Origin of the sequence: Prosthecobacter sp. (assembly GCF_046154365.1) — a bacterium.
Lineage (GTDB): Bacteria > Verrucomicrobiota > Verrucomicrobiia > Verrucomicrobiales > Verrucomicrobiaceae > Prosthecobacter.
In genome coordinates, this window is record NZ_JBJXFV010000141.1 from 1 (window position 1) to 23,630 (window position 23,630).

The window sequence follows — 23,630 nt, forward strand, 5'->3', positions numbered from 1 at the left end:
GTGAAGCGCTATCGGCTCTATCAACTGCCGCTCAAAGTGGCAAGGCGCACATAATGGCCTCTGATGAACAAGATTCGGAAAGCCGGATGCGGGAAAACCGCCCGTCCGGTTTGATGAGGGGCAGGGGAGCTGCGGCTCTCCTGCCTACTCTACGACGCACCCACCCTCACCATTCCCGACGTGCTTGCCGCGTCGCTCAACCGTGTGCAGCCTGCTTTGCCACGCGTGCTGCTCGATGGTTTTGCAGTGGAGGCTTATCGTCAGGGCATGCTCTCTGCGTCTGAAGTGCGGGTGTTGATGGGGCATGATTCGCGCTGGGAGACAGAGGACTTCCTTGCCGCCCTTGAAGCCTGGCCCGGCACCACTGCCGCACAGGTGGCCGAAGACGGGCGCAAGCTGAGCGCTCTCCTGAGCCGATGATCGTCGTCAGCGACACCACCCCGCTGCGCTACCTCGCCGTGCTGGGGCATTTGGAGCTGCTGCCGCGCCTGTTTGGCGGCGTGCATTGTCCCACGGCAGTGATCCAAGAGTGCCGCCATCCACGCGCGCCCTTGGCATTGCGCACCTGGGCTGAGCATCCGCCCTCCTGATTGACTGTGTCCGAGGTTGATGAAATACCGTTGGACCTGTGCGATGCCTTGGATGCAGGCGAAGCCGCCGCCATCACTCTCGCGCAACGCTTGCAGGCCGAGCTGATTCTGATCGATGAGCAAGAGGGGCGGCGTTGCGCGCTGGCACGCGGTTTCATCACCGCAGGAACCTTGAACATTCTCGCCGAGGCAGGCATGCGTGACTGGCTCGACTTTCATGCCACCATCGAACACCTCAAGACCGAAACCAACTTCCGCACCACCCAGGCGGTGATCGACTCCGCTTGGCAGTCGGTCCAGCAGCAATGAGTGCAATCCGGTCAATTCCAGCGTCCCTCACCGCTCCACCGTCACCGACAGTTCGAGGACTGATGACAGCGTCTCCTGCGGAGCTTTGGCGGGGCTGCCGGGGTCACTTGCCGGGCAGTTCCACCACTAACTCGACCTCATACTGCGGCAGCAGCGTGGGGAGCTGCTTGGCGCTCGGTGGCATCCACTTGAAACCGCCATCGGGAGAGTGCTGGTAGCCGGTGGGTGTGGGGTCGGCGGGATCACTCCTGCGCGGTCAGGGCGGGAAATACTGCGCCAGTCATATGAAATGGCTGGAGCAGTGGCAAGCGAGGAATCTTTCCGTGGAATCCTTCCGGCGGACGCCGCATCACCAAGCCCTATGGCCGCGCATTCCTGTCATCACTGCCGGAGTGTCCGACGGAGATTCTCCAATAGTAGCCCAGTTGCTGTGCAACTGGAGTTCAGAATTTGTTCCGCAGGAACAAAACTACTTTCACCGTCCCTGCCGAAACTCCCGCACCGCCTGCGAGGTGCTCTGACACGTCGCCAGTGATCCCGCCAGCGCGACATTGAACTTCGGCAGCAGCTTGCTCTTCTTCGCTTTCCGATAGCGGCCGCCATCGAGAATGAAGACGTTCAGACCGGAGCTTTCCCACACCCACACCTCCGGGATGCGAAACGGCGCATAGAACTCCAGATTGTCGATGGCGCCGCTGGTGATGACGACTTCCAGCACCATGTCAGGCCGCGTTTTCTTCAGCTCACCGAACACAAAGCTGTCATCCGGCTCCTTGCCGCGATCTCGCGGGATGCGCAGCGTGGCAGCTCCTTGTGAAGCGTATTCGACTTCCTCGTCCTGACAGTGTGAAACAATGAGATCGTGCAGCGTGTTCTTAATGCGTTCGTGGTCGATCGAGAGCGTCATGAGGTCGAGTCTTCCTTTCAAATAGCTGACCCGTGAGCTGGAGCCTTCCAGTTTGGCATCGAGTTGGAGGTAGAACGGCCACGTCGTGTCCCACACGACCGTCAGATGATCGTGGGGTGCCGCCAGCGGCGGCAGTGCCGCAGGACGCTTGCGGCGGGGTGGGTCGAGGACAGCAGGCATGAGGGGATTTTAGGCACGGACTCGCGTTTTGCCAATTACGGAATCCGTGCTGGCAGTAGCTGTGCGTCGGGTGGCACACAGCATGGTCGTGGGCATGGTGGCGAGACAGACGGAAGCGGTGGCCAGTCGGCGGACCAGAAGGACAGAATCCAGTGCAGGCCAAAAATGACGCCGACACCGAGCATGGCGAGAATTCTGCGTCGCGACGGCAGGAGGGAATGCCCATGAAGCGAGCGAGCGCAGTGCGCCACCGCACGACATCGACGGGTGTCAGCTCGATGAGCTTGCCCAAAATCGCGGTCAGACCCCACGCAAACACGACGAGATGAAGCTGGAGATAGTCGCGGGTGCGGGAGCGGGGCAGGGGTTGAGTCCGGGGCGGCTGTTCTAATCGTTGGGGGGCGAAATCCCAATTTTTTGTGTAATGAAGGAGATCGTGGAAGGCAGAGCTTGCCAACAGCACTCTCACGACTGCGAATGAGGGCAGTTTCAGCCAGAACTTACACCTTGACGTGGAGCGGCGGGGAAGCAGTAATGCGGCTTCCCGTACGTCAGCCTTGGCGTGCTCATTTGATTGCCCAAGTTCTGCCCGCCTTTTTTCTCCCTTCGCCTATGAATCACGGACTCCCCACTCATCCACGCTTGGCACTTTTTGCCGCAGCTTTCGCGCTCATGATCGCCAGCCCGGGACAGGTTCAGGCCCAGGCCGTCATCCCGGCGGCGCCGATGGTCAAAAAGATCGTGCAGGAGGTTCAAGTCGTCTTCAAAGGTGCGGTAAAGCTCGATGAGAACCGTATCCGCAGCCAGATGTCCACCCGCGTGGGCCAGCCGTTCACGAGCGAAGCGGTGGAGCGCGACATTCGCGCACTCTACAGCACCGGAGCGGTGGAAAACCTGGACATCCGCGCCGTGGACGTGGCTGGCGGCGTGCGAGTGATCGTCGAGATCACCGGACGTGGTGGCATTGGTGAAATCGGCTTTCTGGGCAACACCACTTTTGACAATGACAAGCTGCGCAAGGAAATCGACGTCAAGGTGGGCGATCCCGTGGATGACATCAAGCTGTCCGCCGCACAGCACAAGATTTCGGAATTGTATGAAAAGAAGGGTTATGCGGATGTGATCGTCAGCTACGACATCACGCCGTCCGTCCGCGAGGGTTTCTCCAGCGTGGTGTTCAAGATTGATGAAGGCGCACGCGGCATCATCCATGACATCCGCTTTGAAGGCAACACCGCCATCAAGGCGCGCGTACTGCGCGGCAAGATCAAGTCCAAGGAGCACCAAATTTGGAACCTCTGGGGCAAAAAGGGCAAGATGAACAGCCAGGACATGCAGGAAGACATCAAGATCATCGAACAGGCGTTCCAGGACGAGGGCTATGTGTACGCGAAGGTCACTGAAGTGCGGCGTGAACCGGTGTCCGCCAAGGAGATGGACCTGGTCTATGTGATCAATGAAGGCGCCAAGTATGACGTGTCTGGAGTCAGCCTTTCGGGCAACACGCTGTTCACCCAGGACGAACTGATGAAGGGCATCCAGCAGGAGGGCGGCTTCCCGTACAAGGGCAGCTTTGTGAAGGCTGATGAAAAAATGATCCAGGACTACTATGGTTCGCGTGGCTACGCCGACGCGCATGTGGAGACCAGCATTCTGGAGTCAACGCCCGGACAGGTGACCGTGGCCTACCACATCACGGAGGGCACCAAGTCCTACATCAACAAGGTCAACATCTCCGGCAACTCCGTCACCAAGGATGAGGTCATCCGCCGTGAAATGCCCTTCGCGCCCGGCGAGGAGCTCAACACGGTGAAAATCGAGGCGGGCAAGAGCCGCCTGCAAAACCTGAACTACTTCAGTGCTGTGGATGTCCGCAACACCCCGTCCACCATGCCAGGGTACAAGGATGTGGACATCAACGTCGCGGAGCAGTCCACCGGCACCGTGAACTTCGGCGCGGGCTTCAGCTCCATCGACAGCATCACCGGCTTCATCCAGGTGACGCAGACGAACTTCGACATCCGCGACTGGAAGGACTTCCGTGGCGGTGGCCAGCGCTTCAACGCCAACATTCGCGCGGGTGCACTGCGTAAAGATGTCACCGTCAGTTGGACCGAACCGTGGTTCATGGGCCGGGAATTGGCGCTCACCGTTGAGGCGTTCTATCACAACCTGAATTATCTCTCGAACAAGTTTAATCAGACCAATGTCGGGGTCTCCGCCGGGCTGCGCAAACGCCTCAGCGAGCACTCCTACATCGAGGGAACCTACACGCTTCAGCAGATCCGCATCGATGGCATAGATCCCACCGCCTCGCCCCAGATCACGCGGGAAGGCGGCACTTACACTCAGAGCAAGGTGGACCTGAACTGGGTGAATGACACCCGTGACAGCGTCTTCATCACCCGCAGCGGCCACAAGCTGGAGGCTGGCATGCTGCTGTCCGGCCTAGGCGGTGATGTCCAGGTCTATGGGGCGAATTTTGGCGGCCAGCAGTATTTCAATCTGCCGGGAGACACCATCCTGAGCTTCGAAGGCATGTTCCGCACAGTGGAGAACTGGGGCGGCAGCCGCGTGCCGATTTTCGAGCGGCTGTTCCTCGGCGGCGCGAACAACCTGCGTGGGTTCAATTACCGCCAGGCCGGCCCGAAGGATGCCACGGGTGAAGCGCTCGGCGGACTCACCTCCATCTATGCTAGCAGTGAATTTTCCGTTCCGGTGCATATCACCGCCAATTCCGATAAGTCACCGCGCGTGGTGTTCTTCGGCGATATCGGCTCTGTCGGTGCCAGCACCCTTGATGTCGGCGGTGATGTCTTCTCCGATGTCGGCATCGGTCTGCGGCTTTTCCTGCCCGTCGGCCCCATCCGCGTGGACTACGCCGTGCCAATGGCCAAGGACCAGTTCACTGGCTCGGGCCGCTTCCAGTTCAACATGGGCTACAAGTTCTAGCGCCGTGTGCCGGACATTTTGTTTGTCCGCCCTTCCAATCCCCTCCAAACTCCCACCCTTATGATTCGCAGCGCGTTCATCGCCCTCCTCCTCGCCACCACTGCCACCCTCCAGGCCGCCGACCTCAAAATCGGTGTCATAGACATGTCCAAAGTCTTCCAGGAGTTCCACAAAACCAAGTCCGCTGCTGAAAAGTACAAGGGTAACTACGAAAAGGCCGCCCAGGAGATGCAGGAGCGCCAGACGGTGTACAAGAACCTTTCCGCCGAGGCCATGAAGCTGCAAAAAACCGCCCAGGATCCCATCATCACACCCGAGCAGCGCAACAAATACGCCGCCGAACTCGGTGAAAAGGTGAAGGAGATTCGTTCCATGGAAATGGAGATGCAGGAATTCGCTGAACGCCGCCAGACTCAGCTCAAGCAGGAGGACATGCAGATCCGCAAAGGTCTCTATGAAGAAATCCTCGTCGTCGTGCGTGACCGTTCCAAGGCCGACAGCTTCGACATCGTCTTCGACAAGACCGGCGTCAGCCTTTCCACCGTGCCGATCATCCTGCACGTCAAAGAAGGTGCCGCCAACGACCTCACCGACCAGATCATTGTCGAACTCAACAAGGACGCCCCGCCTCCAGGTGCTGAGCCAAAAAAGGCAGAGCCTACGGCAGCCCCGAAAGCCGAGGAACCCAAGAAGTAATCAATCACCCGAAAGTTTTCCAGGCACGCCGTAAGCAATTGCGGCGTGTCTTTTTTCTTTTCAGCGCCATGTGTCAGCCTGCATCCATGAGCAACTCCATCACACTGCAGCAACTGACCGAACTCGTCGGCGGCGAACTCTCCGAAGGTGCCGCCGACAGCCGCATCACCGGACTGAACTCCATCAGGGACGCCCGCCCTGGTGAAGTGACCTTCCTCGGCAACGCTCGCTACCTGCCCGCGCTCAAAACCACCCGCGCCACCGCCGCCCTCGTCCCGGATGATCTGGCCGCACAGGAGGCGCAGCCCGGACTAGCGCTCATCCGCGTCAAAAATCCCACGCTCGCCTTCTCCCTCGTCATCCGGCACTTCCTGCCGCCCGATGCCGTCTTTGCGCCTGGTGTGCATCCCACTGCCGCCGTCGCCAGCGACGCCGTGTTTGATCCGCAGAAAGTCAGCATCGGGGCGCATGTCGTCATTGAGGCGGGCGTCACCATCGGCGACGGCTCCACCGTTCACTCCGGCGTATTCGTCGGCCGTGGCGTGAGCATGGGAACGGACTGCACTCTGCACGCCAACGTCGTCATCAAGGAGCGCTGCGTGCTCGGCAACCGCGTCATCCTCCACAGCGGCTCCGTCATCGGCAGCGACGGTTTCGGTTACGAGATGGTCAAAGGTCGTCATATCAAGATCGACCAGGTCGGCATCGTGCAAATCGACGACGATGTCGAAATCGGCTCCTGCACCACCATCGACCGCGCGCGCTTCGGCCGCACTTGGATCGGCGAAGGCACCAAGATCGACAACCTTGTGCAAATCGGCCATAACTGCATCATCGGCAAGCACTGCATCATCGTTTCGCAGACTGGCATCTCCGGCAGCACCCGCCTCGGCAACTACGTCACCATGGGTGGTCAGGTCGGCGTAGCCGGACATCTTGAAATCGCCGACAAAGTCATGCTTTTCGCGAAAAGCGGTGTCACCAAAAGCATTCCCGAAGCCGGGGCTTACACCGGTTATCCTGCCCGCCCTCTTATGGAAGGCCGCAAAATGCTCAGTCTCCCCGCCCGCATCCCCGATCTCATCGACCGCGTCCGCGAACTGGAGAAAAAACTCGCCGCACTCGAAGCCCGGGGCTGATCTCCGCTCGTAAACCCTGACGCATGATGCGCGGACGTTGCCAACCTCCGGCCTTCGCTCTACTTTGCCCGCCCCATGACCGCCGCCTCCCTGCTCCCGCTTCCTGTGATGCCCGACTCCCACGGCCACTTCGGCCAGTACGGCGGCATGTTCGTGCCTGAAACGCTCATGGCGGCCCTCACCGAGCTTTCGGACCACTACGAGAAAGCCAAAGCCGATCCCGCCTTTCAGAAAGAACTCGACCGCCTGCTCCACGAATACGTCGGCCGCCCCACGCCGCTCTACTTGGCCGAGCGCTGGACCGAAACACTCGGCGGCGCGAAAATTTACCTCAAGCGCGAAGACCTGCTGCACACCGGTGCCCACAAAATCAACAACGCCCTCGGCCAGATCCTCCTCGCCCAGCGTCTCGGCAAAAAACGCATCATCGCCGAGACCGGCGCTGGTCAGCATGGCGTCGCCACCGCCACCGTCTGCGCACGCTTCGGCTGCGAATGCGTCATCTACATGGGCAAGGTCGATATGGAGCGCCAGGCACTCAATGTCGCCCGCATGCGCTTCCTCGGAGCCAAAGTCGTCGCCGTCACCGCCGGCCAGGCCACGCTCAAAGAAGCCGTCAACGAAGCCATGCGTGACTGGGTCACCAACGTGCAAACCACGCATTACATCCTCGGCTCCGCTCTCGGATCTCATCCCTTCCCGATGATGGTACGTGATTTCCACCGCGTCATCGGTGTCGAGGCACGCCGACAGATTCTGGAACGCGAAGAACGCCTGCCCGATCTCCTTGTCGCCTGCGTCGGCGGTGGCAGCAACAGCATCGGTCTCTTTCATCCCTTTCTGAACGACAAAGACGTGCGCATGACCGGTGTCGAAGCCGGTGGCGACGGCATCATCCCTGAACGCCATGCCGCACGCTTCCAAGGCGGCCGCCTCGGTGTCCTCCAAGGCACCAAAACCTGGCTCCTTGCCAATGCCGACGGCCAAATCGAACTCACCCACAGCGTCAGCGCCGGCCTCGACTACGCCGCCATCGGCCCCGAGCACGCCTGGCTGCACGATCAAGGCCGCGTCACCTACAATTACGCCACCGATTCCGAAGCCCTCGCCGCCTTCCAGGAACTCAGTCAGATCGAAGGCATCATCCCAGCCCTCGAAAGCTCCCACGCCATCGCTGAAGTCAAAAAAGTGGCCCCCACGATGCGCAAAGACCAGATCATCCTCGTCAACCTCTCCGGCCGCGGCGACAAAGACGTGGCCCAGGCCGCCCGCATGATCTTCGGCGAGGAATTGAAGTTTTGAAGCATGCAGCCGACGCCCATCGCCGAAGACCTGGCGAAGCTCAAAACGCTTCTGCATGACTCGCTGTCGCCGCATCTCGCCTCAGCGCAGCAGAAGGACATGCGCATCCTCAATCTCGCCTGCGGTCGCTGCGATGAGGCGGAAACGCTGATCAAAGTCGGCTCCGAACTCACCAAGGGCGGTGATGTCGAGATGATCGGTGCCGACATCCGCATTCGCGAAATTCGCCAAGCACGTGAGACGCACGCGCATCTTCCGGCGAAGTTTTTGATCGAAGACGCCACCAAGATCGACGAGCACAAAGAACTCGGCGACGACTTCAATATGGTCTTCATGCGCCACCAGAACTTCTGGCACGGACCGGAGCTGTGGAAGAAAATATTCGACCAAGGCATCGCCAAACTGCGGCCCGACGGCATGCTGGTGATCACCAGTTACTTTGATGTCGAGCACCGGCTCGCACTGCGCGCCTTGGAAGCGCTGGGCATGGAAGTCGTCAGCAATCGGCGCAACAAGGCCAGTCGTGCGCTCAAAGACGCCCCCGGCAAGTCCGTGGACCGCTGGGTGGCCGTTTTGCGGCAGCGGCGGGCTTGAGACGGACCGCCAAGACCATTTACAAGCCCCCCGTGAAGCGGTAAGCTCAGCGCCCCTTCCCCAAAATTCCATGAATCGTCTTCTTTCCGTCCTCACCCTCATGGCGGCGTTCGTCCTGGCCGCACCGGTGTTGCAGGCTCAATCCATTGATGCGAGCAGCGAGGTGGCAGACCAGTACTTCCGCGGCTTCGTGCTCAACAACGAGGCCGCCAAGATTGAGGCCGCCGGTGATCTCTCGCTCGCGCAGACCAAGTTCAAGCAGGCCGGCGAGATCATGGACAGCATCGCCCGCAATTACCCGACCTGGCAGCCGGAGATGCGCGCCAGCCGCCAGCAGAAGATTCAGGACGCCCTCACGCGCATCCAGGCACGACTGGTCCAACAGAACTCGCTTGCTCCTATGCCCTCGGTTGAGGCATCTCCAGCGCCGACTCCTGCGCCCGCCATGCCCGCTGGCAATGTGCCCACGCCCGGCGTGCTGGCACCTGCGCCGAACGCCGTGCCGCTTGGACAAGACGGCCTGCCAAGCTTTGCCGGCGCACTGGAGGCCGCTGAACGTGCCTATCGCCAGCGCATTGCCGAATTGAACAACCAAAACAATCAGATGCAGGTCGATCTCAGCAAATGGCAGAACTGGTATCAGTGGGCCTCGGGCGAAATCAACACGGCGCGCGCACAAAACGACGCACTCGGAAAAAAAACCGCCGCCATGGAGCAAGGCATCCTCGCCATGGGCAAAGACGTGGAGGAAGGCCGCGTCGCAAGGGCGCAACTCGACAAGCTGATGGAAGAAAAGCTGGCCGTGGAGTTGGAGATGCGCAAAAACGGCCAGCGCCTCATGGCCGCCGAGACCGCCGCCAAGGATGCCTCGGAAAAACTGGCCGCCGCTTCGGCTCGCATCACCGCCGTCACGCAGGAGCGTGACAAAATCCTCAAGGAACGCGACCAGATCGTGATGGAGCGCGACACCGCCATGCAGCAGCGTGATGACGCGGTGAAACAACGCGATGTCGCGGTCAAGGGCCGCGACGCCGCCAGCGCGCGCAGCCTGGGATTGCAGACAGAGCTGGAGGAGGCGAAGAAAAAGAGCGGCAGCGCCGAAATGAAGCGCCTCATCGCCGAAAACGAGCGCTTGAAGCAGGAACTCACCGACGCGCAGAAACAGGTCGCGACCCTGAAGAGTGATGCCACCCGCAAGGACAAGGAGATCGCCGATCTGCGCGGCCAGCTCACCGGTTTGCAGGGCCAATTGGCCGAGTTGCGCAAGGAAAGCGGTGCCTACCTGACGCAGGTGGCCGAGCTGACCAAACAGCTCAAGGAAATGCAGTCCGGCATGGATGCCAAGGTCGCCGCCACACCCGAACTGACGCAGGAAAACGAAATGCTGCGCGCCATCATCATGCGTCAGCTCCGCGAGCAGCGCCGTCAGCAGGCCGCCAAGGATCTCGTCATCACCGAACTGCAAAAGATGGAGAACTCCTCCAACGATCTCGTCAAACAAGTCGAGGAAATGAAAAGCGCCCGCATGACGCTGACGCCTGACGAAGAAAAACTCTTCTCCGACCCGGTGGCCAAGGAACTGCTAGGCCCCAACGGCGTGCAGGCCACGCTCATCGCCAGCGCGAAGCCGGACAGCATCAAGCAGCCCATGCCCGCGCCGGGTGCCACCGACACTCTCATTAACCAGGCCAATGAAGCCTACATGAACAAGGACTTTGAAGGCTCAGCAACGCTCTATCAGGACGCGCTGCGCACCGAACCCAAAAATGTCTCCGCTCTCATCGGTCTCGGCATGGCGCGCCAGCGTGACAACAAGCATGCCGAGGCGGAAGTCGCGCTGCAAAAAGCCCTGGCTTATGATCCTGCTAACGAACCCGCCGCCTTTACGCTCGGCGTCACCTACTTCAAGCAGGAGCGCTGGAAGGATGCGATGACCTACTTCGAGAAAAGTCTCGCCAAACGTCCCGACAACGCCAGCGGCAGGCACTACCTCGGCATCATTGCCACCAAGCTGAGCCTGATGGAACGTGCCGAACGCGAATTCAAAACCGCGCTCGCCATTGATCCCGCCTACGGCGAGGCGCACTTCAATCTGGCCGTGCTCTACGTCACCTGGGATCCGCCGCAGTGGGACAAGGCGCGCATCGAATATGATGAGGCGATCAAAAAAGGCGTGAAAGCGGACGCGAGCCTCGAAAAACTGCTCGCAGGCGGCAAGGTTTCGCAACGCTAGGCTCCGCCGGGCCGTTCATGTCGGCACATGAACGCCATCCGCGCCCTTGCCCTGCTGGTTTTAGTCTCGAACGCCGCTGCGCAACCGCAGAAGCACCTGCTGCTCGACTCACGCGTGATCGAGCGTGTGGAGAACGCAAAACTGGTGCTCGGCACGCCGGAGAAGCATGCGGCCAATCCATTATTCCAAGCGGACAGGCCGTGGGAGAACTCGATGAACAACCTCTACCCCAACGTGGTGTGGGACGAGCAGGAACAGGTGTTCAAGCTCTGGTACAAGTGCGTGCTGGCCGACAAGGAGGTGATCGCGCAGATGGACCGGCCCAGCACGGTGCATGACGTCGGCTGGTATCTGCTCTACGCGACTTCCAAAGACGGCGTGAAGTGGGACAAGCCTGCACTGGGCCTGCATCAGTTCGCCAGCAGCACAGCGAACAACATCGTGGCGCGTGACTGCCCGAACGTGGGCGTGTTCAAAGACCTGCATGATGCCGATGCCTCACGCCGCTACAAAATGGTGAGCGATGTCGGTCTCGGAAAGCCGCAGGTGCGCTTTTCCGCCGACGGCATCCATTGGGGCGAGGCAATCAATGCCAAGGGCTTCGGTGCACAGAACGGCGACACCCACAACAATGCGTTCTGGGACAAGCGCAGCGGCAAATACCTCTGGTTCACGAAGCTCTATCTCGGCGAACGGCTGGTGGCACGGTTTGAGAGCGATGACTTCATCCACTGGAAGAACAACGGCCTCGTGCTGCGCTCCGGCATCGACGAAGGCCGTGCCAGCCAGACATACTGCATGCCGGTGTTCCGCTATGGCAGCCTCTATTTGAGCTATGTGATGATGTATCACGTCGGCAAGGGCCGCACGGTGGATTGCGAGCTGGCATGGAGCCATGACGGCCTCAAATGGCAGCGTGTGGCACCGGGAACGCCGTTCATCCCGCGTGGTGCAAAGGGCGCCTATGACAGCGAGTGCATCTACGCGATGTCCGGCCCGCCGATCCTGCGTGATGGCAAACTCATGATTTTCTACGGCGGCGATGACTTCCCACACACCGGCTGGAAGCGCCACTGTCTTCCATGTCTCGCCACGCTGCGGCCCGATGGTTTTGCGGCTTATGAGCCTGAAGATATGAGCAAACCTGCCACTGTCATCACCACCGCATTCCGGGCAGCCACCGTTAGCATTACTGCCGATGTCTCAACTGGTGGCAGCATTCAAATCAAGGCATTGGACGACCAGAATGCGCTGCTGGATGAAGCCGAAGCCATCACCGGTGATGTGACCGATGCTGAGTTGAAGTGGAAACACGGTGCTGTGACCGGCAAGAACGTGCATTTGGAGATCCAACTGAACCATGCGCGGGTTTACGCGCTCAACGGTGTCGATTTGATTCAACAAGAGCCGAAGCAGCCGGGAAACCCGTTGAAGGCGGCGGGGCGCACGATTCATCCGGTCACGTCGAAGACGATCTCGTTCGATGCAAATGCACAGGGCTGGAAGGGCGTCGATCAAATCGAGCATCGTGCCGATGGCGGTGCCAAAGGCGGTTACATTCATGTTTCACGCAGCGGAAGAGCACTGCCAATCGCGCTTTCGCCGGTGACTGCGGTTGAATCACCTCTTGCCGGTGACTGGACGCAGATCATCGGCGGCAAGGGTGCGGAGATCACCTGCCAGGCACGTTCGGCGAAGGCGGGCGGGCGTGTGATGATCGAGCTGTTCGCCCGTGACATCGCGCAATGGCAGTTTGAGACGAGCGCCACCTTTGGCAGCAACTGGGCACAAGCGAAGGCTGCGTTGCGTTATGATTGGAGCGATGAGGAAGCGCTGGCCGCAGGCTGGAAACGCTCCACCAACGGCTTCTCATGGCCGGATACGATTCAGCACATCGGCAAGGTCGTGATCGCCCCCAGCGCGGCAGGAGCGCAGGAGAGCTTCGATCTCGATGAGGTGACAGTGTCTGGCAGCGGAGGATAGCCTTCCAGGCTGTCAGTGGATCGAGGCGTCTCGCCTTTGATCTGAAAAAGGCTGGGAGCCTCGATCCGTTGACAGGCCGGAGTCCTATCCTCCGGTGATCAGGGGCGAATTTCCTCGCCCGTGGTCGCATTGGCGAGCGTGATCTGCTCGCGGTGGAAGGCAGGATCGCTGCGGAAGGTGAGGCGGGCCTGATACTTGCGTTCGAGATCGACGAGGTGCTCGCCATCCTCGGTCTTGAGGCGGGCGAGGACTTCGGGATGCACGACGACGATGATGCTCTTTTGATCGTCCTTGGCACGGCCAAGAACACTGACGAGGCGGCGCTGCAACTCGACGCTCATGGTGAGCGGGGTTTTGACCTGGCCGTGGCCTTTGCAATACGGACAGGCTTCGTAGAGCGTGGTGCCGAGGCTTTCGTTGAGGCGCTGGCGGGTCATCTCCATGAGACCGAACTGGGAGATGGGCAGGACCTGGGTCTTGGCCTTGTCACGCTTGAGGTGGTCGAGCATGAGCTTGTACACGGCCTGCTGGTCGCGGCGGTGCTTCATGTCGATGAAATCGACGACGATGAGGCCGCCCATGTTGCGGAGGCGGAGCTGGCGAGCGACTTCGGCGGCGGCTTCGAGGTTGGTTTCGAGGAGGAGTTTATCGACATCCTTATGGCCCTTGTTGCGGCCGGTGTTGACGTCGATGGAGACGAGGGCCTCGGTCTGGTCGATGACAATGTAGCCGCCGCAGGGCATCCACACCTGGCGGTAGAAGGCGTTGTCGATCTGCTTCTGGATGCCGTAGTGCTCGAAGATGGCGGCCTGGCCTTGGTAGTGATTGATGCGGCGCTTTGCACGGCCGGAGATATGCGCGGCCATGCGCTGCATGCGCTCGACGGTGGCGAGATCATCACAGGCGACTTCGTCGATGTCTTCGGTGAGGAAGTCGCGCACGGTGCGCTCGACGAGATCGGGCTCCTGGAAGCAGCAGACGGGGGCGTTCTGGCCATCGCGCTTGGCGACGGTCTCGTCCCATTCGTCGAGCAGGATGTTCAAATCGCGCACGATGTGGCGGGCGCGTTTGCCAGAGGCTTCGGTGCGCAGAATGATGCCCATGCCTTCGGGCAGGCTGATTTTTTCGATGATCTTGCGGAGACGTGAACGCTCTTTCGGGTCTTCGATCTTGCGCGAAATGCCGCAGGTGTCGTTGAGCGGCATCAAGACGAGCAGACGGCCGGCGAGGGAGATGTTGGTGGTGACACGCGGGCCTTTGTTGCCCACGGGACCTTTGGTGACCTGCACCATGATTTCGGAGCCGATGGGATAGAGGGTGGGGATATCCTTGGCTTCGATGCGCTTCCGTTTTTTGCTGCCGCCGCGGTTAATTTCTTCCAAACCGGCATCCAGCGCGGCGGGAATCGCATCCCAGAAATGCAGGAAGGCGTTTTTGTCGAAACCGATGTCGATGAACATGGCCTTGAGGCCCTGCTCGATGTTGCGGATGCGGCCTTTGAAGACGCTGCCGATGAGGCTGTTCGTGCCGACACGCTCGATGTTGTATTCTTCAACGACACCTTTGTCGAGAAGTGCGACGCGGTTCTCCAGCTTCTCGCAGTTAATGACGAGGCGCACGCCGCTTTTGATGTCGCGTTTGCCGGTGAGTAATTCTTTGATTCTTTGAACGAAGGTCAATGCCATGATGATAAATCTTCCTGAAATGGTGGTGCGGCTCCTCAGCGGAAGAGCTTGCGGAAAAATCCGCCGCCGCTGGGGGCGGGTTCGGATGGTTTGGTTTCCTGGGAGCTACTTCGGTTGAAGATACCGACCCTGCGCACTGGCACGGCCTGGGGTACATTCTGTCCGGAGCTGCTGCCCGCCGATCCCGCTGAATCGGCCTTCCGTTTAATGTTGGGCGTCGTGTTCACACGCGGCGCCGCATCATCCGCCGGTTCTACCGTGGACGCACCTGCGCCCACGTCGCCATCTTCATCTGTGCCGGGGGCCACTGGCACCGCAGCGTCAGCATATTGGACGGCTAGGATAGGATTGAAATGACCTACAGCAGGCGGCAGCGCTTCGATGGCGACATTGTAGGAGCCGTTGTCGAGTGCCAGGCATTGCTCCAGCACACGGCGTGCGAGCGGCGCCGCACAGGAGCCGCCCGATTTGCCATTCTGAATCAGAACGCAACAGGCGAATCTGGGATTTACATAAGGAGCAAAGCTGATGAACCAGGTGTGGTTGTCATCATGTTTGACGCGGCGTTCGTCGAGCCGCCAGTTCTGCGCGGTGCCGGTCTTGCCCGCGACCTCAACATTGGTGATGCGTGCGGACTTGCCGGTGCCGCCGGGGTCATTCACAACCTTCCACATGCCTTTGCGAATGATTTCGATTTCATCGGCCTTCACGTTGGCGGAAAGGTCGCCGCGCAGGCTGGGCGGGTTATCGAGCACGACCTGATCGCCATCCAGCACACGTTTGAGCAGGTGTGGATTCCAAGCTTTGCCACCGTTGGCGACGGTGGCGGTGACGGAGGCCATTTGCAGCGGTGAGGCGAGCACCATGCCCTGGCCGATCGAGGTGTTGGCCGTGTAGCCATCGCTCCAACGTTCGGCGGGGCGGTGTGCGCGGAGCCAGTCGGGATTCGGCAGGATGCCGGAGTCCTCGTCCTCCAGTTCAATGCCAGTTCTTTCGCCCACGCCAAGCACCTTGCCGACCTTGGTGATGTTGGCGATGCCGGCAGCGTTGCCATAGCGGTAGAAGAAGCAGTTGCAGGACTTCATGATCGCGTCGCTGAGACCCAGGGTGCCGTGGGAGCCGCCGCCCTGGCGCTGAATCCAGCACTGCATGGCGGTATTGCCATAGGTGACGCTGCCGCTGCAGTTGAACGGAGTTTTCTGGATGCCGGCGAGGCAGCCGGCAAAGGAAATCGGAATTTTGAAGGTGGAGCCGGGCGCATGGCCTTTCACCGCACGGTTGAGCAGCGGCACCGTCTTGTTTTCAAGCAGCGCATCCCAGTCGGACTGCTGGATGCTGGGGATGAACTGGTTCGGATCAAAGGATGGCACAGAAACCATCGCGAGCACCTCGCCGGAGGCCGGATCAATCACGACCACCGCACCACGCCCGATCTTCGCGTCCCGCAACGCCTTGTCAGCGATGATCTGCATGCGGACGTCGAGGGTGAGATGGACATCGTTGCCTTTGCGCGACTCCTGGTATTCTTCATCAACCTCGCCGACGATTCTGCCGCGCTGGTCGCGTTGCATGACGCGCACGCCAGGCTTGCCACACAGGTAGTTGTCGAAACTCTTCTCCACGCCCGCACCGCCGAAATCATCGGGCACATAGTAGTCCCAGCCTTTGCGGTCTTCGGCGGAAACTCGCTGATCATCTGGCAACCGCACGTAACCGAGGATGTGGCAGGCGATGGCTTTGAGCGGATACACGCGTGACGCACGCTCGGCGACAGTGACGCCTGGCAGGCCGAGATTATGCTCGGCGATGCGGCTGAACTCGGCAAAGGTGAGATCATCGCGATAAACCCACGGGACTGCGCCGCCGAAGCTGCGGTAATGCACGCGCAACGAATCCACCGCATAATCTTTGTGAACGCCCATCTCGCGCATGCGGCCGGCGATGGTCTCCTCAAAAATCTGGTAGATGTCGAGTTCGGACTTCCGACGCTTGATGCCTTTTTCAACGGTTTCGAAGGTCGCCTCCGGAACGGCCAGCTTGAGGATCTTGGCGACACGCTTGTACTCCGTGACGACTTCGGCGAGGTTGATGCGCACCTCGAAGCTGGCCTTGTTCGTGGCAAGGACGACGCCGTTGCGGTCCTTGATCTCGCCACGCGGCCCAGGGATGCGGGCGCGCTCCTTCCGCGCACCGGGGATCATCTTGGCGAACTCCTCGCGGCGGTCGATCTGCAGCGACCATAGCCGGAACACGAGCAAGCCAAACCCGCACAGCATGGCGAGCGTGAACAGATAGAGACGGAAGCGGTATTTAACGACCATCGAAGCGGTACCTCAGGCCTTCGTATTTGATTTCATAGCTCGACAGGCGTGCCAACGAGTAGAGCAGCAGGAAAATGAGCGGCGCGGCCAGCATTGCCAAAAGGGTGTCGGTGATCATCTTCGACCAGACGCCCATCGGGAACTGCAGGGAACCGCGCAAGAACGTGATGATGAGATATTGCGACAGCAGCCACAGGAAAGTGGCCACGCCGACCATGAGCACCGGCAGTTCCAGCCGGCCGCGTTTGAACAACGGACGGATGCCCTGCATCAACGTGCCAAGCATGGCGAACAAAACGATGGAGAGACCAAACGGCAGCGGATGACTGCCGGCACCGAGTTCGGAATCCGCCCCGGTGCCAAAAACATCCTCCACGCCCGCCAGCGTTTCGACCACTCCCGGTAAATGCCGCGCATCCCAGATGAAACCAGTGATGAACGCGAGCAGCAGCATCACCGCAAAGGGCGCCGCCACCGAGGCGCTAAAGAAAAACACCGCTGGCAAAAACAGCGTGGCAAACTGGGCGATCTCCAGCCCCGGGATGAACTCCTGCACCATGAAGGTGAGCAGCAGCAGAATGATGGAGATCGGGTGAAACAGCATGACGGCTAGGGCTTGCCTTTGGTCGGTTGCGGGGTCGGTTCCGGTGCGGCGGCCTGCATCTCGATCACAAAGACATGATCGAGGGTAGAAAAGTCAACGGCGGGCTCAACAATGGCCTCTCCAGATATTTCTCGGTTTTCAAAACGTTTCACTCGGCCCAGCAGCAGATCGGCAGGAAACACGCCACCTTCACCGGAAGAATACACTCCTGCGCCGGCATTGATATTGGCATTGCGGCTGAGAAAACGGAGGTGCAACTCAGGGCGCACCTCCAGCGCCGCACGCTCTCCGGCGAGAATGCCCTGCTCCAACGTGCCTTCGACTTTCGCGGAGACGCGACACATTTCGTCGGTCAGCAGAATCACCTTTGTCATGTGCGGTGCCAGCGTGGAGGTTTTCCCCACCAGACCGACGGAGGTGATCACCGGACTATCGGTGCCGATGCCATCGAGCGAACCTTTGTCGATGATCAAACTGTTCCACCAGGTGCTGGAACTACGGCGGATCACTTTGGCTGCCGTCATCTTGAACGGGGCAGCCTGCTTGAACTCGATGAGCTGACGCAGTTTGGCGTTCTCTTCGATGATCTGATTGTACTTCTGCTGGATGATGCGCAGGCGCTCCAGTTGCACCCGCTGATCGTCATTCTCGCGCTTCAGCTCGGCGGGATTGATCTGCGGGGCCACGGCGGCATCCGCCGCCTGCTCCATCGCCGCGCTGGAATGAATGAACGGCGACAGCAGGCTCATCACGCGTGCCTGGATCTGACGTGTTGTCGCCGTGTCGAACGTGAACACGGACACGAGTCCTGCCACGAAGATGAGGAGCGCGAGGATGTTGAGCTTTTTCATGATTGGCCTTTCCACCGGTCCTGTCGGGGTGCTTTTCAGCAAACACCCTCAAGCAGACGCGGCGCAACGCGGATCGGACATCAAACTTCGGTGGTGCTCACCTTGCGCAGGAACTCCAGTTCACTGAGCACACGGCCAGTGCCTTCCGCCACAGCACTGAGCGGATCTTCGGCCACATGCACCGGTAGGGCAGTTTCTTCCTGCAGCAGTTTGTCCAAACCACGCAGCAGCGCGCCACCACCGGCGAGCATGATGCCACGGTCCACAAGATCGGCGGAAAGTTCCGGCGGGCAGCGCTCCAGCGTCGTGCGCACGGCGTCGATGATCGCATTGAGCGGCTCCAGCATCGCCTCACGCACTTCCTGGCTCGTGATCGTGATCGTCTTCGGCAAACCGGCCACCATATCGCGGCCTTTGACTTCCATTGTCGTCTCTTTGCCCAACGGGAAGGCAGAACCAATGCGCAGTTTGATTTCTTCCGCCGTGCGCTCACCGATCATGAGATTGTACGCACGTTTCATGTAATTGATGATGGCTTCATCGAGCTCATCGCCCGCCACGCGCACGCTGCGGCTGTAAACAATGCCGGAGAGCGAGATGATCGCGACTTCCGTCGTCCCGCCGCCAATATCCACGATCATGTTGCCTGCGGCTTCCTGTACCGGCAGCCCCACGCCAATCGCCGCAGCCATCGGTTCCTCAATGAGATAAACTTCACGCGCGCCTGCCTGTTCCGCGCTCTCCTTCACCGCACGCTTTTCGACTTCGGTGATGCCGGATGGCACGGCGATAACCACACGCGGTCCGCGCATGGCACGGCGGTTGTTGTGAACCTTGCGGATGAAGTGACGCAGCATTGCCTCCGTCACGCGGAAATCGGCAATCACACCATCTCGAAGCGGGCGGATGGCTGTGATGCCGCTCGGAGTGCGTCCGAGCATGCGTTTCGCGTCATCGCCCACCGCCACCACTTCGTTGGTGCCGGTTTTAACCGCTACCACCGAGGGTTCTCTGAGGACGATGCCGTGATCTTTAACATAGACGAGAGTGTTTGCCGTGCCGAGATCGATACCGATGTCTTGGGCGACGAATCCAAAAAATTTGCCAAGCATTGAGAATAAAAGGGAAAGGTGTTAAAAAAGATGGGCGTCAAAACTCAGAAGCACGGCGAAGAAATTCTAACTTTTTTGAGAATCACGAAAAGCAACGCCGCGCACGAAATTCTAACCCATATTAAAGCTAAAACCGCCTGAAAGGGCGTCAAGAGAAGTTTCTAAGGAGCTTGGAATCGTGTTTTCGGCCCATTTTGGGTGGAATCGGGCTTTTTTTTCACCCCTGCTCACGCACCAACGCCCCGTGCTCGACCCGATAAACCATGCCGCTCATCTGCTCCGCGTCGGCCCAGTCGAGATTCGTCGTCGTGATGATTTTTTGGGTTCCAGGCGGCAAACAGGCCAGCAACGCCCGCCGCCGGTGCGCATCCAGCTCTCCAAACACATCATCAATTAGCAGCAGCGGCGCTGCGTCCCGTGCTTTTTCCAGCACTTGGGCCTGCGCGAGCTTCATCGACAATGCCAACGAGCGCTGCTGCCCTTCGGAGGCAAATGTCGTCGCATCGAGATCGTTCAATCGCAGCGCAATGTCATCACGGTGCGGGCCAAAGGCTGTCGAGCGCGTGCGCGCTTCTTCATCACGCATCGCCAGCAGCGCCTCAAACAAATGCAGCGCCCCATCACCTGTGCGTGTGAAATCGATGCGCGCATTTTCAACACCATCACTCAGCTTCGCATGCGCGATCATCACCTCCGGCTGCAAGGCGGCGCACAGCTCCGCACGCCGCTGCCACAGCACTTGCGCGAAGCCGTCCATCACATGCGCAAACGCATCCGCCTGCTTCCACGCAATCACCGCATCACGCTTCAACACATAATTTCTGCCGCGCAGCGCCCGCTCATAGCCGCGCAACGCATGCAGGTAGTCAGGAAACATCTGGCTCGCCGCGAAGTCCAAAAAACGCCGCCGATGCTCCGCGCCACCGCGCAATAGGTTCATATCGCGATGATCCATCCACACCACCACGCCCGATGCGGCAAGATAGTCCGCCGCCTTGCCGCACGTCGCCCCATCCACCGCCATGCGCCTAGCGCTGGCCGACTGCGTATGACGCAGCTTTTTGCCATGCCACACGCCTTCGATCAGGCAGGTTGCTGCGCCAAAGCGCACCAGTTCCGCGCGACTCGATGTGCGTGGCGACTGCAGCCGCAGCAGCACGCACGCCGCCTCCATCAAGGAGGTCTTGCCCTGCGCATTGCGCCCGATCAGCACCGTCGTGTCGGCATGCAGTTCCAGCCTTGCCTCGGCAAAGCAGCGAAAATCACGCAGGGCGAGTTCAGACAGCATCAGAGCATCTCCATAGCCGCAAAATGCCGCGAGGAACGCAAAAAGTTGTGTTGCATGCCCCGCCTCATTAACGCTCAATCCCCGCCCCTCCCATGCCCACCTTCCAAACCGTCAAAGGCTTCCGCGATTTCTTCCCCGAAGAATGCGCCCGGCGCAATTACATCTTCGACACCTGGCGCGCCGTCGCACGCCGCTACGGCTTCATGGAATATGAGGGCCCTCTCGTCGAAAGCACCGACCTCTACCGCAAAAAAAGCGGCGATGAAATCACCAATCAGCTTTACTGCTTCCTGGACAAGGCCAAGCGCGAGATCTCCCTGCGCCCCGAAGTCACGCCTTCGCTCGCACGCATGGCCACCGCGCGTCAGCGTGACTTCAAAAAGCCCATCAAGTGGTTTCAAATCGGCCCCTGCTTCCGCTACGAAGAACCGCAGGAAGGCCGTGGCCGCGAGTTCATCCAGTTCAACGCCGACATCCTCGGCGACTCCTCGCCCGCAACTTCCGCCGAACTGATCGCACTCGCCATCGACACGATGCGCGAATTCGGCGTCAGCGCCGATGACTTCATCATCCGCCTCAGTAATCGCGAAATCTGGAACACCTTCCTCGCGGAGAAAAACATCGAGCCTGAGCACTCCACAACCTTCTTGAGCATCATCGACAAGATCGAACGTGCTCGCCCCGAAGAGACAGAGAAGAAACTCGCCGCCATCGGCCTCTCGCTCGCCGAGGTGCGTGCCTTCATGGCCTCGACTGATGAGAATCATCCCGCCTTTGCCGCTTTGCGTGAAAACCTCACCGCACGCGGCCTCTGGTCCTTCATCAAGATCGACGCCACGATCGTCCGCGGGCTCGCCTACTACACCGGGACGGTGTTCGAAGTCTTCGATCTCAAGCACGGCCTCCGCGCCCTCGCCGGCGGCGGCAGCTACGACAAACTCTGCGCGCTCATGAGCGACGGCGGCGTCGATATGCCCGCCGCAGGCTTCGCCATGGGCGATGTCGTGCTCGGCATCCTCCTCAAGCGCACGCCCGGCGCGCAAATGAAGCTCACCAGCGCCCTCCTCGCCGCCAGCAGCATCGACGCCTATGTCGTCGTTGCCGATGAAGCCCAGCGCCCGCATGCTCTCGCCGCTGTGCAGTCTCTTCGCGCCGCAGGCATCCGCATCGACTACAGCTTCGGCTCGCAAAAAGTCGGCAAGCAGTTCCAGGCCGCCGAAGACCGCAAAGCCCGCTTCGCCATCGTCTTCGGCGCTGAATTCCCCGAGGTCATCGTGAAGAATCTCGTCGCGCGATCGCAGACTTCCGTGCCCGTGGCCAGCCTCGTCGATGAAGTGCGAAAAATGCTCGCAGAGCCCGCTGTCGGGCCGCTGATCGCCTGATTTGTCGGAAAATCGTTCTCGACGATTTTCTTCCTATAACGTATTTTTTTCGCGTTATAGGAAGAAAATTATGTTCATCGGTCGAAGCGAAGAAACAGCCCGTTTGCGTGGTGCCATTGAGGCCCGCGCACCGAAAATTGCGCTTGTTTATGGTCGCCGCCGCATCGGCAAGACCGCGCTCATTCGCCAGGCCATCGGGCGTGAGCCTGCGCTCTTCATTGAGGGGCTCGAAAATCAAACCACCCAGGCGCAGATCGCCAGTTTCCTCGATCAAGCCTCACGCCAGCTCCGCCGCAAACTGCCGCAGGTAACCACTTGGCAGACCGCGCTCATGGAGTTGGACAAAGCGCTCGCCAGCCGGCGCATGGTCATCGTGCTCGATGAATTCCAATGGCTCGCCAATTACCGCCAGGAACTCGTCTCCACTTTGAAGATGGTCTGGGAGACACGGCTGGGCCGCAAACCCGGCCGCACACTCATCCTCTGCGGCTCCATCGCCTCCTTCATGACGACCAAGGTGCTGAACTCCAGCGCCTTTTACGGCCGCATCGACGTCACCGTCCACCTGCAAGGCTTTCACCTTGCCGAAACCGCCCGCATGCTGCCCAAACGCGGCACGCAGGAAATCCTCGACGCGCAATGCTTCACCGGCGGCGTGCCCAAATACCTCGAGCTGCTCTCCAGCGGCTCCTCCATCGCCCAAGGCATGAACGACGAGGCCTTTCGTGCGCACGGCTACTTCGTGGAGGAATACCAGCGCATCTTCACCAGCCACTTCGGCTGGAATGACGAGTTCCAGCGCCTCATCCGCGCCCTCGCCGCCGCGCCTTACGGCCTGACCCGCCGCGCCCTCGCCGCTGCGGCAGGCGTTGACGAGGGCGGCATGCTCACCCAGCGCCTCTACGACTTGGAGGCCGCCGGCTTCATCTCCTCGCAGCGCCCGTTCGACAAAGGCCACGAGACACGGCTGCTGCGCTACCACCTCAGCGATCCCTGGATCAGCTTTTACCACGCCTTCATGCGCACCCGCCTCAAGCAAATCCGCGAAGGCACCCGGCGCGATCTTTTCAACGCCATCCGCCAGACCGGAGCCTTCCGCTCCTGGATGGGCCGTGCCTTTGAACTCGTCTGCATGCGTCACGGCGATCACCTCGCGCAGATTCTCGGGTTTGGCTCCATCCACTACGACTCCGGCCCCTGGTTCCGCGCTCCGCGCAAAGGCATCGCCGGGGTGCAGATCGACCTCGCCTATGACCGTGACGACAAGGTCATCACCCTCTGCGAAATGAAGCGCCAAACCGCGCCGATCGGCTGTGCCATCATCCAGGAGGTGGAGCGAAAGGCCGAGGTGCTCCGCGCCGAGTTTCCCGGCCGCACCATCCAGCCCGTTCTGGTCGTGGATGGCCCTGTTTCGAGGGAAGTGGAGGCCTCGGGCTACTTTTTCCGCATCCTTCAAGCCTCGGAACTCATGAAGTGATTTTCTTCCTATAACATCTTTTTTT

The 23,630-nt window shown here is 60.2% G+C and carries 19 protein-coding genes; 12 read left to right on the top strand and 7 right to left on the bottom strand.

Annotated elements, in window-relative coordinates:
* Positions 1 to 180: 180 nt before the first annotated feature.
* From ACKVY0_RS18090 to ACKVY0_RS18100, 3 genes are read left to right on the top strand one after another with little or no spacing between them, the layout of a single operon-like run.
* Positions 181 to 420 carry a UPF0175 family protein gene (locus ACKVY0_RS18090; RefSeq protein ID WP_409216233.1) on the top strand — a complete coding sequence of 80 codons (240 nt, stop codon included), beginning with the start codon at positions 181 to 183 and terminating at the stop codon, positions 418 to 420.
* Entirely contained in the window at positions 417 to 590 is a 174-nt protein-coding gene (locus ACKVY0_RS18095; RefSeq protein WP_409216234.1) for a hypothetical protein, read from the top strand. The genes ACKVY0_RS18090 and ACKVY0_RS18095 overlap by 4 nt, the downstream gene beginning before the upstream one ends.
* Before the next feature lie 6 nt (positions 591 to 596).
* Positions 597 to 899 (top strand): hypothetical protein, encoded by a 303-nt coding sequence (locus ACKVY0_RS18100; RefSeq protein WP_409216235.1) that lies wholly within the window; start codon positions 597 to 599, stop codon positions 897 to 899.
* A 475-nt stretch (positions 900 to 1,374) separates the two neighbouring features.
* On the opposite strand, the gene ACKVY0_RS18105 is transcribed toward ACKVY0_RS18100, so the two are convergent.
* Positions 1,375 to 1,986 carry a Uma2 family endonuclease gene (locus ACKVY0_RS18105; RefSeq protein ID WP_409216236.1) on the bottom strand — a complete coding sequence of 204 codons (612 nt, stop codon included), beginning with the start codon at positions 1,984 to 1,986 and terminating at the stop codon, positions 1,375 to 1,377.
* Positions 1,987 to 2,598: 612 nt separating this feature from the next.
* Between ACKVY0_RS18105 and bamA the strand changes: the two genes are divergently transcribed.
* The 7 genes from bamA to ACKVY0_RS18140 all read left to right on the top strand — a co-directional run bounded on the left by bamA (position 2,599) and on the right by ACKVY0_RS18140 (position 12,885).
* Positions 2,599 to 4,938, top strand: coding sequence for an outer membrane protein assembly factor BamA (gene bamA, locus ACKVY0_RS18110; RefSeq protein ID WP_409216237.1), 2,340 nt, complete (start codon positions 2,599 to 2,601; stop codon positions 4,936 to 4,938).
* Between the two features lie 60 nt (positions 4,939 to 4,998).
* Positions 4,999 to 5,634 carry an OmpH family outer membrane protein gene (locus ACKVY0_RS18115; protein WP_409216238.1) on the top strand — a complete coding sequence of 212 codons (636 nt, stop codon included), beginning with the start codon at positions 4,999 to 5,001 and terminating at the stop codon, positions 5,632 to 5,634.
* Positions 5,635 to 5,720: 86 nt separating this feature from the next.
* Positions 5,721 to 6,773, top strand: coding sequence for a UDP-3-O-(3-hydroxymyristoyl)glucosamine N-acyltransferase (gene lpxD / locus ACKVY0_RS18120; protein ID WP_409216239.1), 1,053 nt, complete (start codon positions 5,721 to 5,723; stop codon positions 6,771 to 6,773).
* A gap of 75 nt (positions 6,774 to 6,848) precedes the next feature.
* Positions 6,849 to 8,075: a tryptophan synthase subunit beta gene (trpB, locus tag ACKVY0_RS18125; protein WP_409216240.1), complete on the top strand. Its 1,227-nt coding sequence runs from the start codon at positions 6,849 to 6,851 to the stop codon at positions 8,073 to 8,075.
* A gap of 3 nt (positions 8,076 to 8,078) precedes the next feature.
* Positions 8,079 to 8,669, top strand: a complete 591-nt coding sequence (locus ACKVY0_RS18130) for a methyltransferase domain-containing protein (protein WP_409216241.1) — start codon at positions 8,079 to 8,081, stop codon at positions 8,667 to 8,669.
* 70 nt (positions 8,670 to 8,739) lie between these two features.
* Positions 8,740 to 10,902 carry a tetratricopeptide repeat protein gene (locus ACKVY0_RS18135; protein ID WP_409216242.1) on the top strand — a complete coding sequence of 721 codons (2,163 nt, stop codon included), beginning with the start codon at positions 8,740 to 8,742 and terminating at the stop codon, positions 10,900 to 10,902.
* A gap of 27 nt (positions 10,903 to 10,929) precedes the next feature.
* On the top strand, positions 10,930 to 12,885 hold the full coding sequence (locus tag ACKVY0_RS18140; RefSeq protein ID WP_409216243.1) for a hypothetical protein: 1,956 nt from the start codon (positions 10,930 to 10,932) through the stop codon (positions 12,883 to 12,885).
* Positions 12,886 to 12,983: 98 nt separating this feature from the next.
* Here ACKVY0_RS18140 and ACKVY0_RS18145 read toward each other — a convergent pair whose 3' ends face one another.
* The 6 genes from ACKVY0_RS18145 to recF form a co-directional block, all read right to left on the bottom strand.
* Entirely contained in the window at positions 12,984 to 14,570 is a 1,587-nt protein-coding gene (locus ACKVY0_RS18145; RefSeq protein WP_409216244.1) for a ribonuclease E/G, read from the bottom strand.
* Between the two features lie 35 nt (positions 14,571 to 14,605).
* Positions 14,606 to 16,891, bottom strand: coding sequence for a penicillin-binding protein 2 (gene mrdA / locus ACKVY0_RS18150; protein ID WP_409216245.1), 2,286 nt, complete (start codon positions 16,889 to 16,891; stop codon positions 14,606 to 14,608).
* Positions 16,881 to 17,495, bottom strand: coding sequence for a hypothetical protein (locus ACKVY0_RS18155; RefSeq protein ID WP_409216246.1), 615 nt, complete (start codon positions 17,493 to 17,495; stop codon positions 16,881 to 16,883). Before ACKVY0_RS18155 ends, mrdA begins: the two co-directional genes overlap by 11 nt.
* Before the next feature lie 5 nt (positions 17,496 to 17,500).
* Positions 17,501 to 18,346, bottom strand: a complete 846-nt coding sequence (mreC, locus tag ACKVY0_RS18160) for a rod shape-determining protein MreC (protein ID WP_409216247.1) — start codon at positions 18,344 to 18,346, stop codon at positions 17,501 to 17,503.
* 80 nt (positions 18,347 to 18,426) lie between these two features.
* Complete coding sequence (locus tag ACKVY0_RS18165) at positions 18,427 to 19,458, bottom strand: rod shape-determining protein (RefSeq protein WP_409216248.1); 1,032 nt, start codon at positions 19,456 to 19,458, stop codon at positions 18,427 to 18,429.
* Between the two features lie 217 nt (positions 19,459 to 19,675).
* Positions 19,676 to 20,746, bottom strand: coding sequence for a DNA replication/repair protein RecF (gene recF / locus ACKVY0_RS18170; protein WP_409216249.1), 1,071 nt, complete (start codon positions 20,744 to 20,746; stop codon positions 19,676 to 19,678).
* 92 nt (positions 20,747 to 20,838) lie between these two features.
* Here recF and hisS point away from each other — a divergent pair, with 92 nt between their 5' ends.
* Positions 20,839 to 22,128, top strand: a complete 1,290-nt coding sequence (gene hisS, locus ACKVY0_RS18175; RefSeq protein WP_409216250.1) for a histidine--tRNA ligase — start codon at positions 20,839 to 20,841, stop codon at positions 22,126 to 22,128.
* A gap of 70 nt (positions 22,129 to 22,198) precedes the next feature.
* The gene (locus ACKVY0_RS18180; RefSeq protein WP_409216251.1) at positions 22,199 to 23,605 is read left to right on the top strand and encodes an AAA family ATPase; all 1,407 of its coding nucleotides are present in this window, start codon (positions 22,199 to 22,201) and stop codon (positions 23,603 to 23,605) included.
* The last annotated feature ends 25 nt before the right edge of the window (positions 23,606 to 23,630 follow it).

Coding starts and splice junctions, on each gene's coding strand:
- ACKVY0_RS18135 (WP_409216242.1), top strand. CDS start 8,740: ATGAATCGTCTTCTTTCCGTCCTCACCCTCATGGCGGCGTTCGTCCTG.
- recF (WP_409216249.1), bottom strand. CDS start 20,746: ATGCTGTCTGAACTCGCCCTGCGTGATTTTCGCTGCTTTGCCGAGGCA.
- lpxD (WP_409216239.1), top strand. CDS start 5,721: ATGAGCAACTCCATCACACTGCAGCAACTGACCGAACTCGTCGGCGGC.
- ACKVY0_RS18115 (WP_409216238.1), top strand. CDS start 4,999: ATGATTCGCAGCGCGTTCATCGCCCTCCTCCTCGCCACCACTGCCACC.
- hisS (WP_409216250.1), top strand. CDS start 20,839: ATGCCCACCTTCCAAACCGTCAAAGGCTTCCGCGATTTCTTCCCCGAA.
- ACKVY0_RS18095 (WP_409216234.1), top strand. CDS start 417: ATGATCGTCGTCAGCGACACCACCCCGCTGCGCTACCTCGCCGTGCTG.
- mrdA (WP_409216245.1), bottom strand. CDS start 16,891: ATGGTCGTTAAATACCGCTTCCGTCTCTATCTGTTCACGCTCGCCATG.
- ACKVY0_RS18145 (WP_409216244.1), bottom strand. CDS start 14,570: ATGGCATTGACCTTCGTTCAAAGAATCAAAGAATTACTCACCGGCAAA.
- mreC (WP_409216247.1), bottom strand. CDS start 18,346: ATGAAAAAGCTCAACATCCTCGCGCTCCTCATCTTCGTGGCAGGACTC.
- trpB (WP_409216240.1), top strand. CDS start 6,849: ATGACCGCCGCCTCCCTGCTCCCGCTTCCTGTGATGCCCGACTCCCAC.
- ACKVY0_RS18105 (WP_409216236.1), bottom strand. CDS start 1,986: ATGCCTGCTGTCCTCGACCCACCCCGCCGCAAGCGTCCTGCGGCACTG.
- ACKVY0_RS18155 (WP_409216246.1), bottom strand. CDS start 17,495: ATGCTGTTTCACCCGATCTCCATCATTCTGCTGCTGCTCACCTTCATG.
- ACKVY0_RS18165 (WP_409216248.1), bottom strand. CDS start 19,458: ATGCTTGGCAAATTTTTTGGATTCGTCGCCCAAGACATCGGTATCGAT.
- bamA (WP_409216237.1), top strand. CDS start 2,599: ATGAATCACGGACTCCCCACTCATCCACGCTTGGCACTTTTTGCCGCA.
- ACKVY0_RS18130 (WP_409216241.1), top strand. CDS start 8,079: ATGCAGCCGACGCCCATCGCCGAAGACCTGGCGAAGCTCAAAACGCTT.
- ACKVY0_RS18140 (WP_409216243.1), top strand. CDS start 10,930: ATGAACGCCATCCGCGCCCTTGCCCTGCTGGTTTTAGTCTCGAACGCC.
- ACKVY0_RS18180 (WP_409216251.1), top strand. CDS start 22,199: ATGTTCATCGGTCGAAGCGAAGAAACAGCCCGTTTGCGTGGTGCCATT.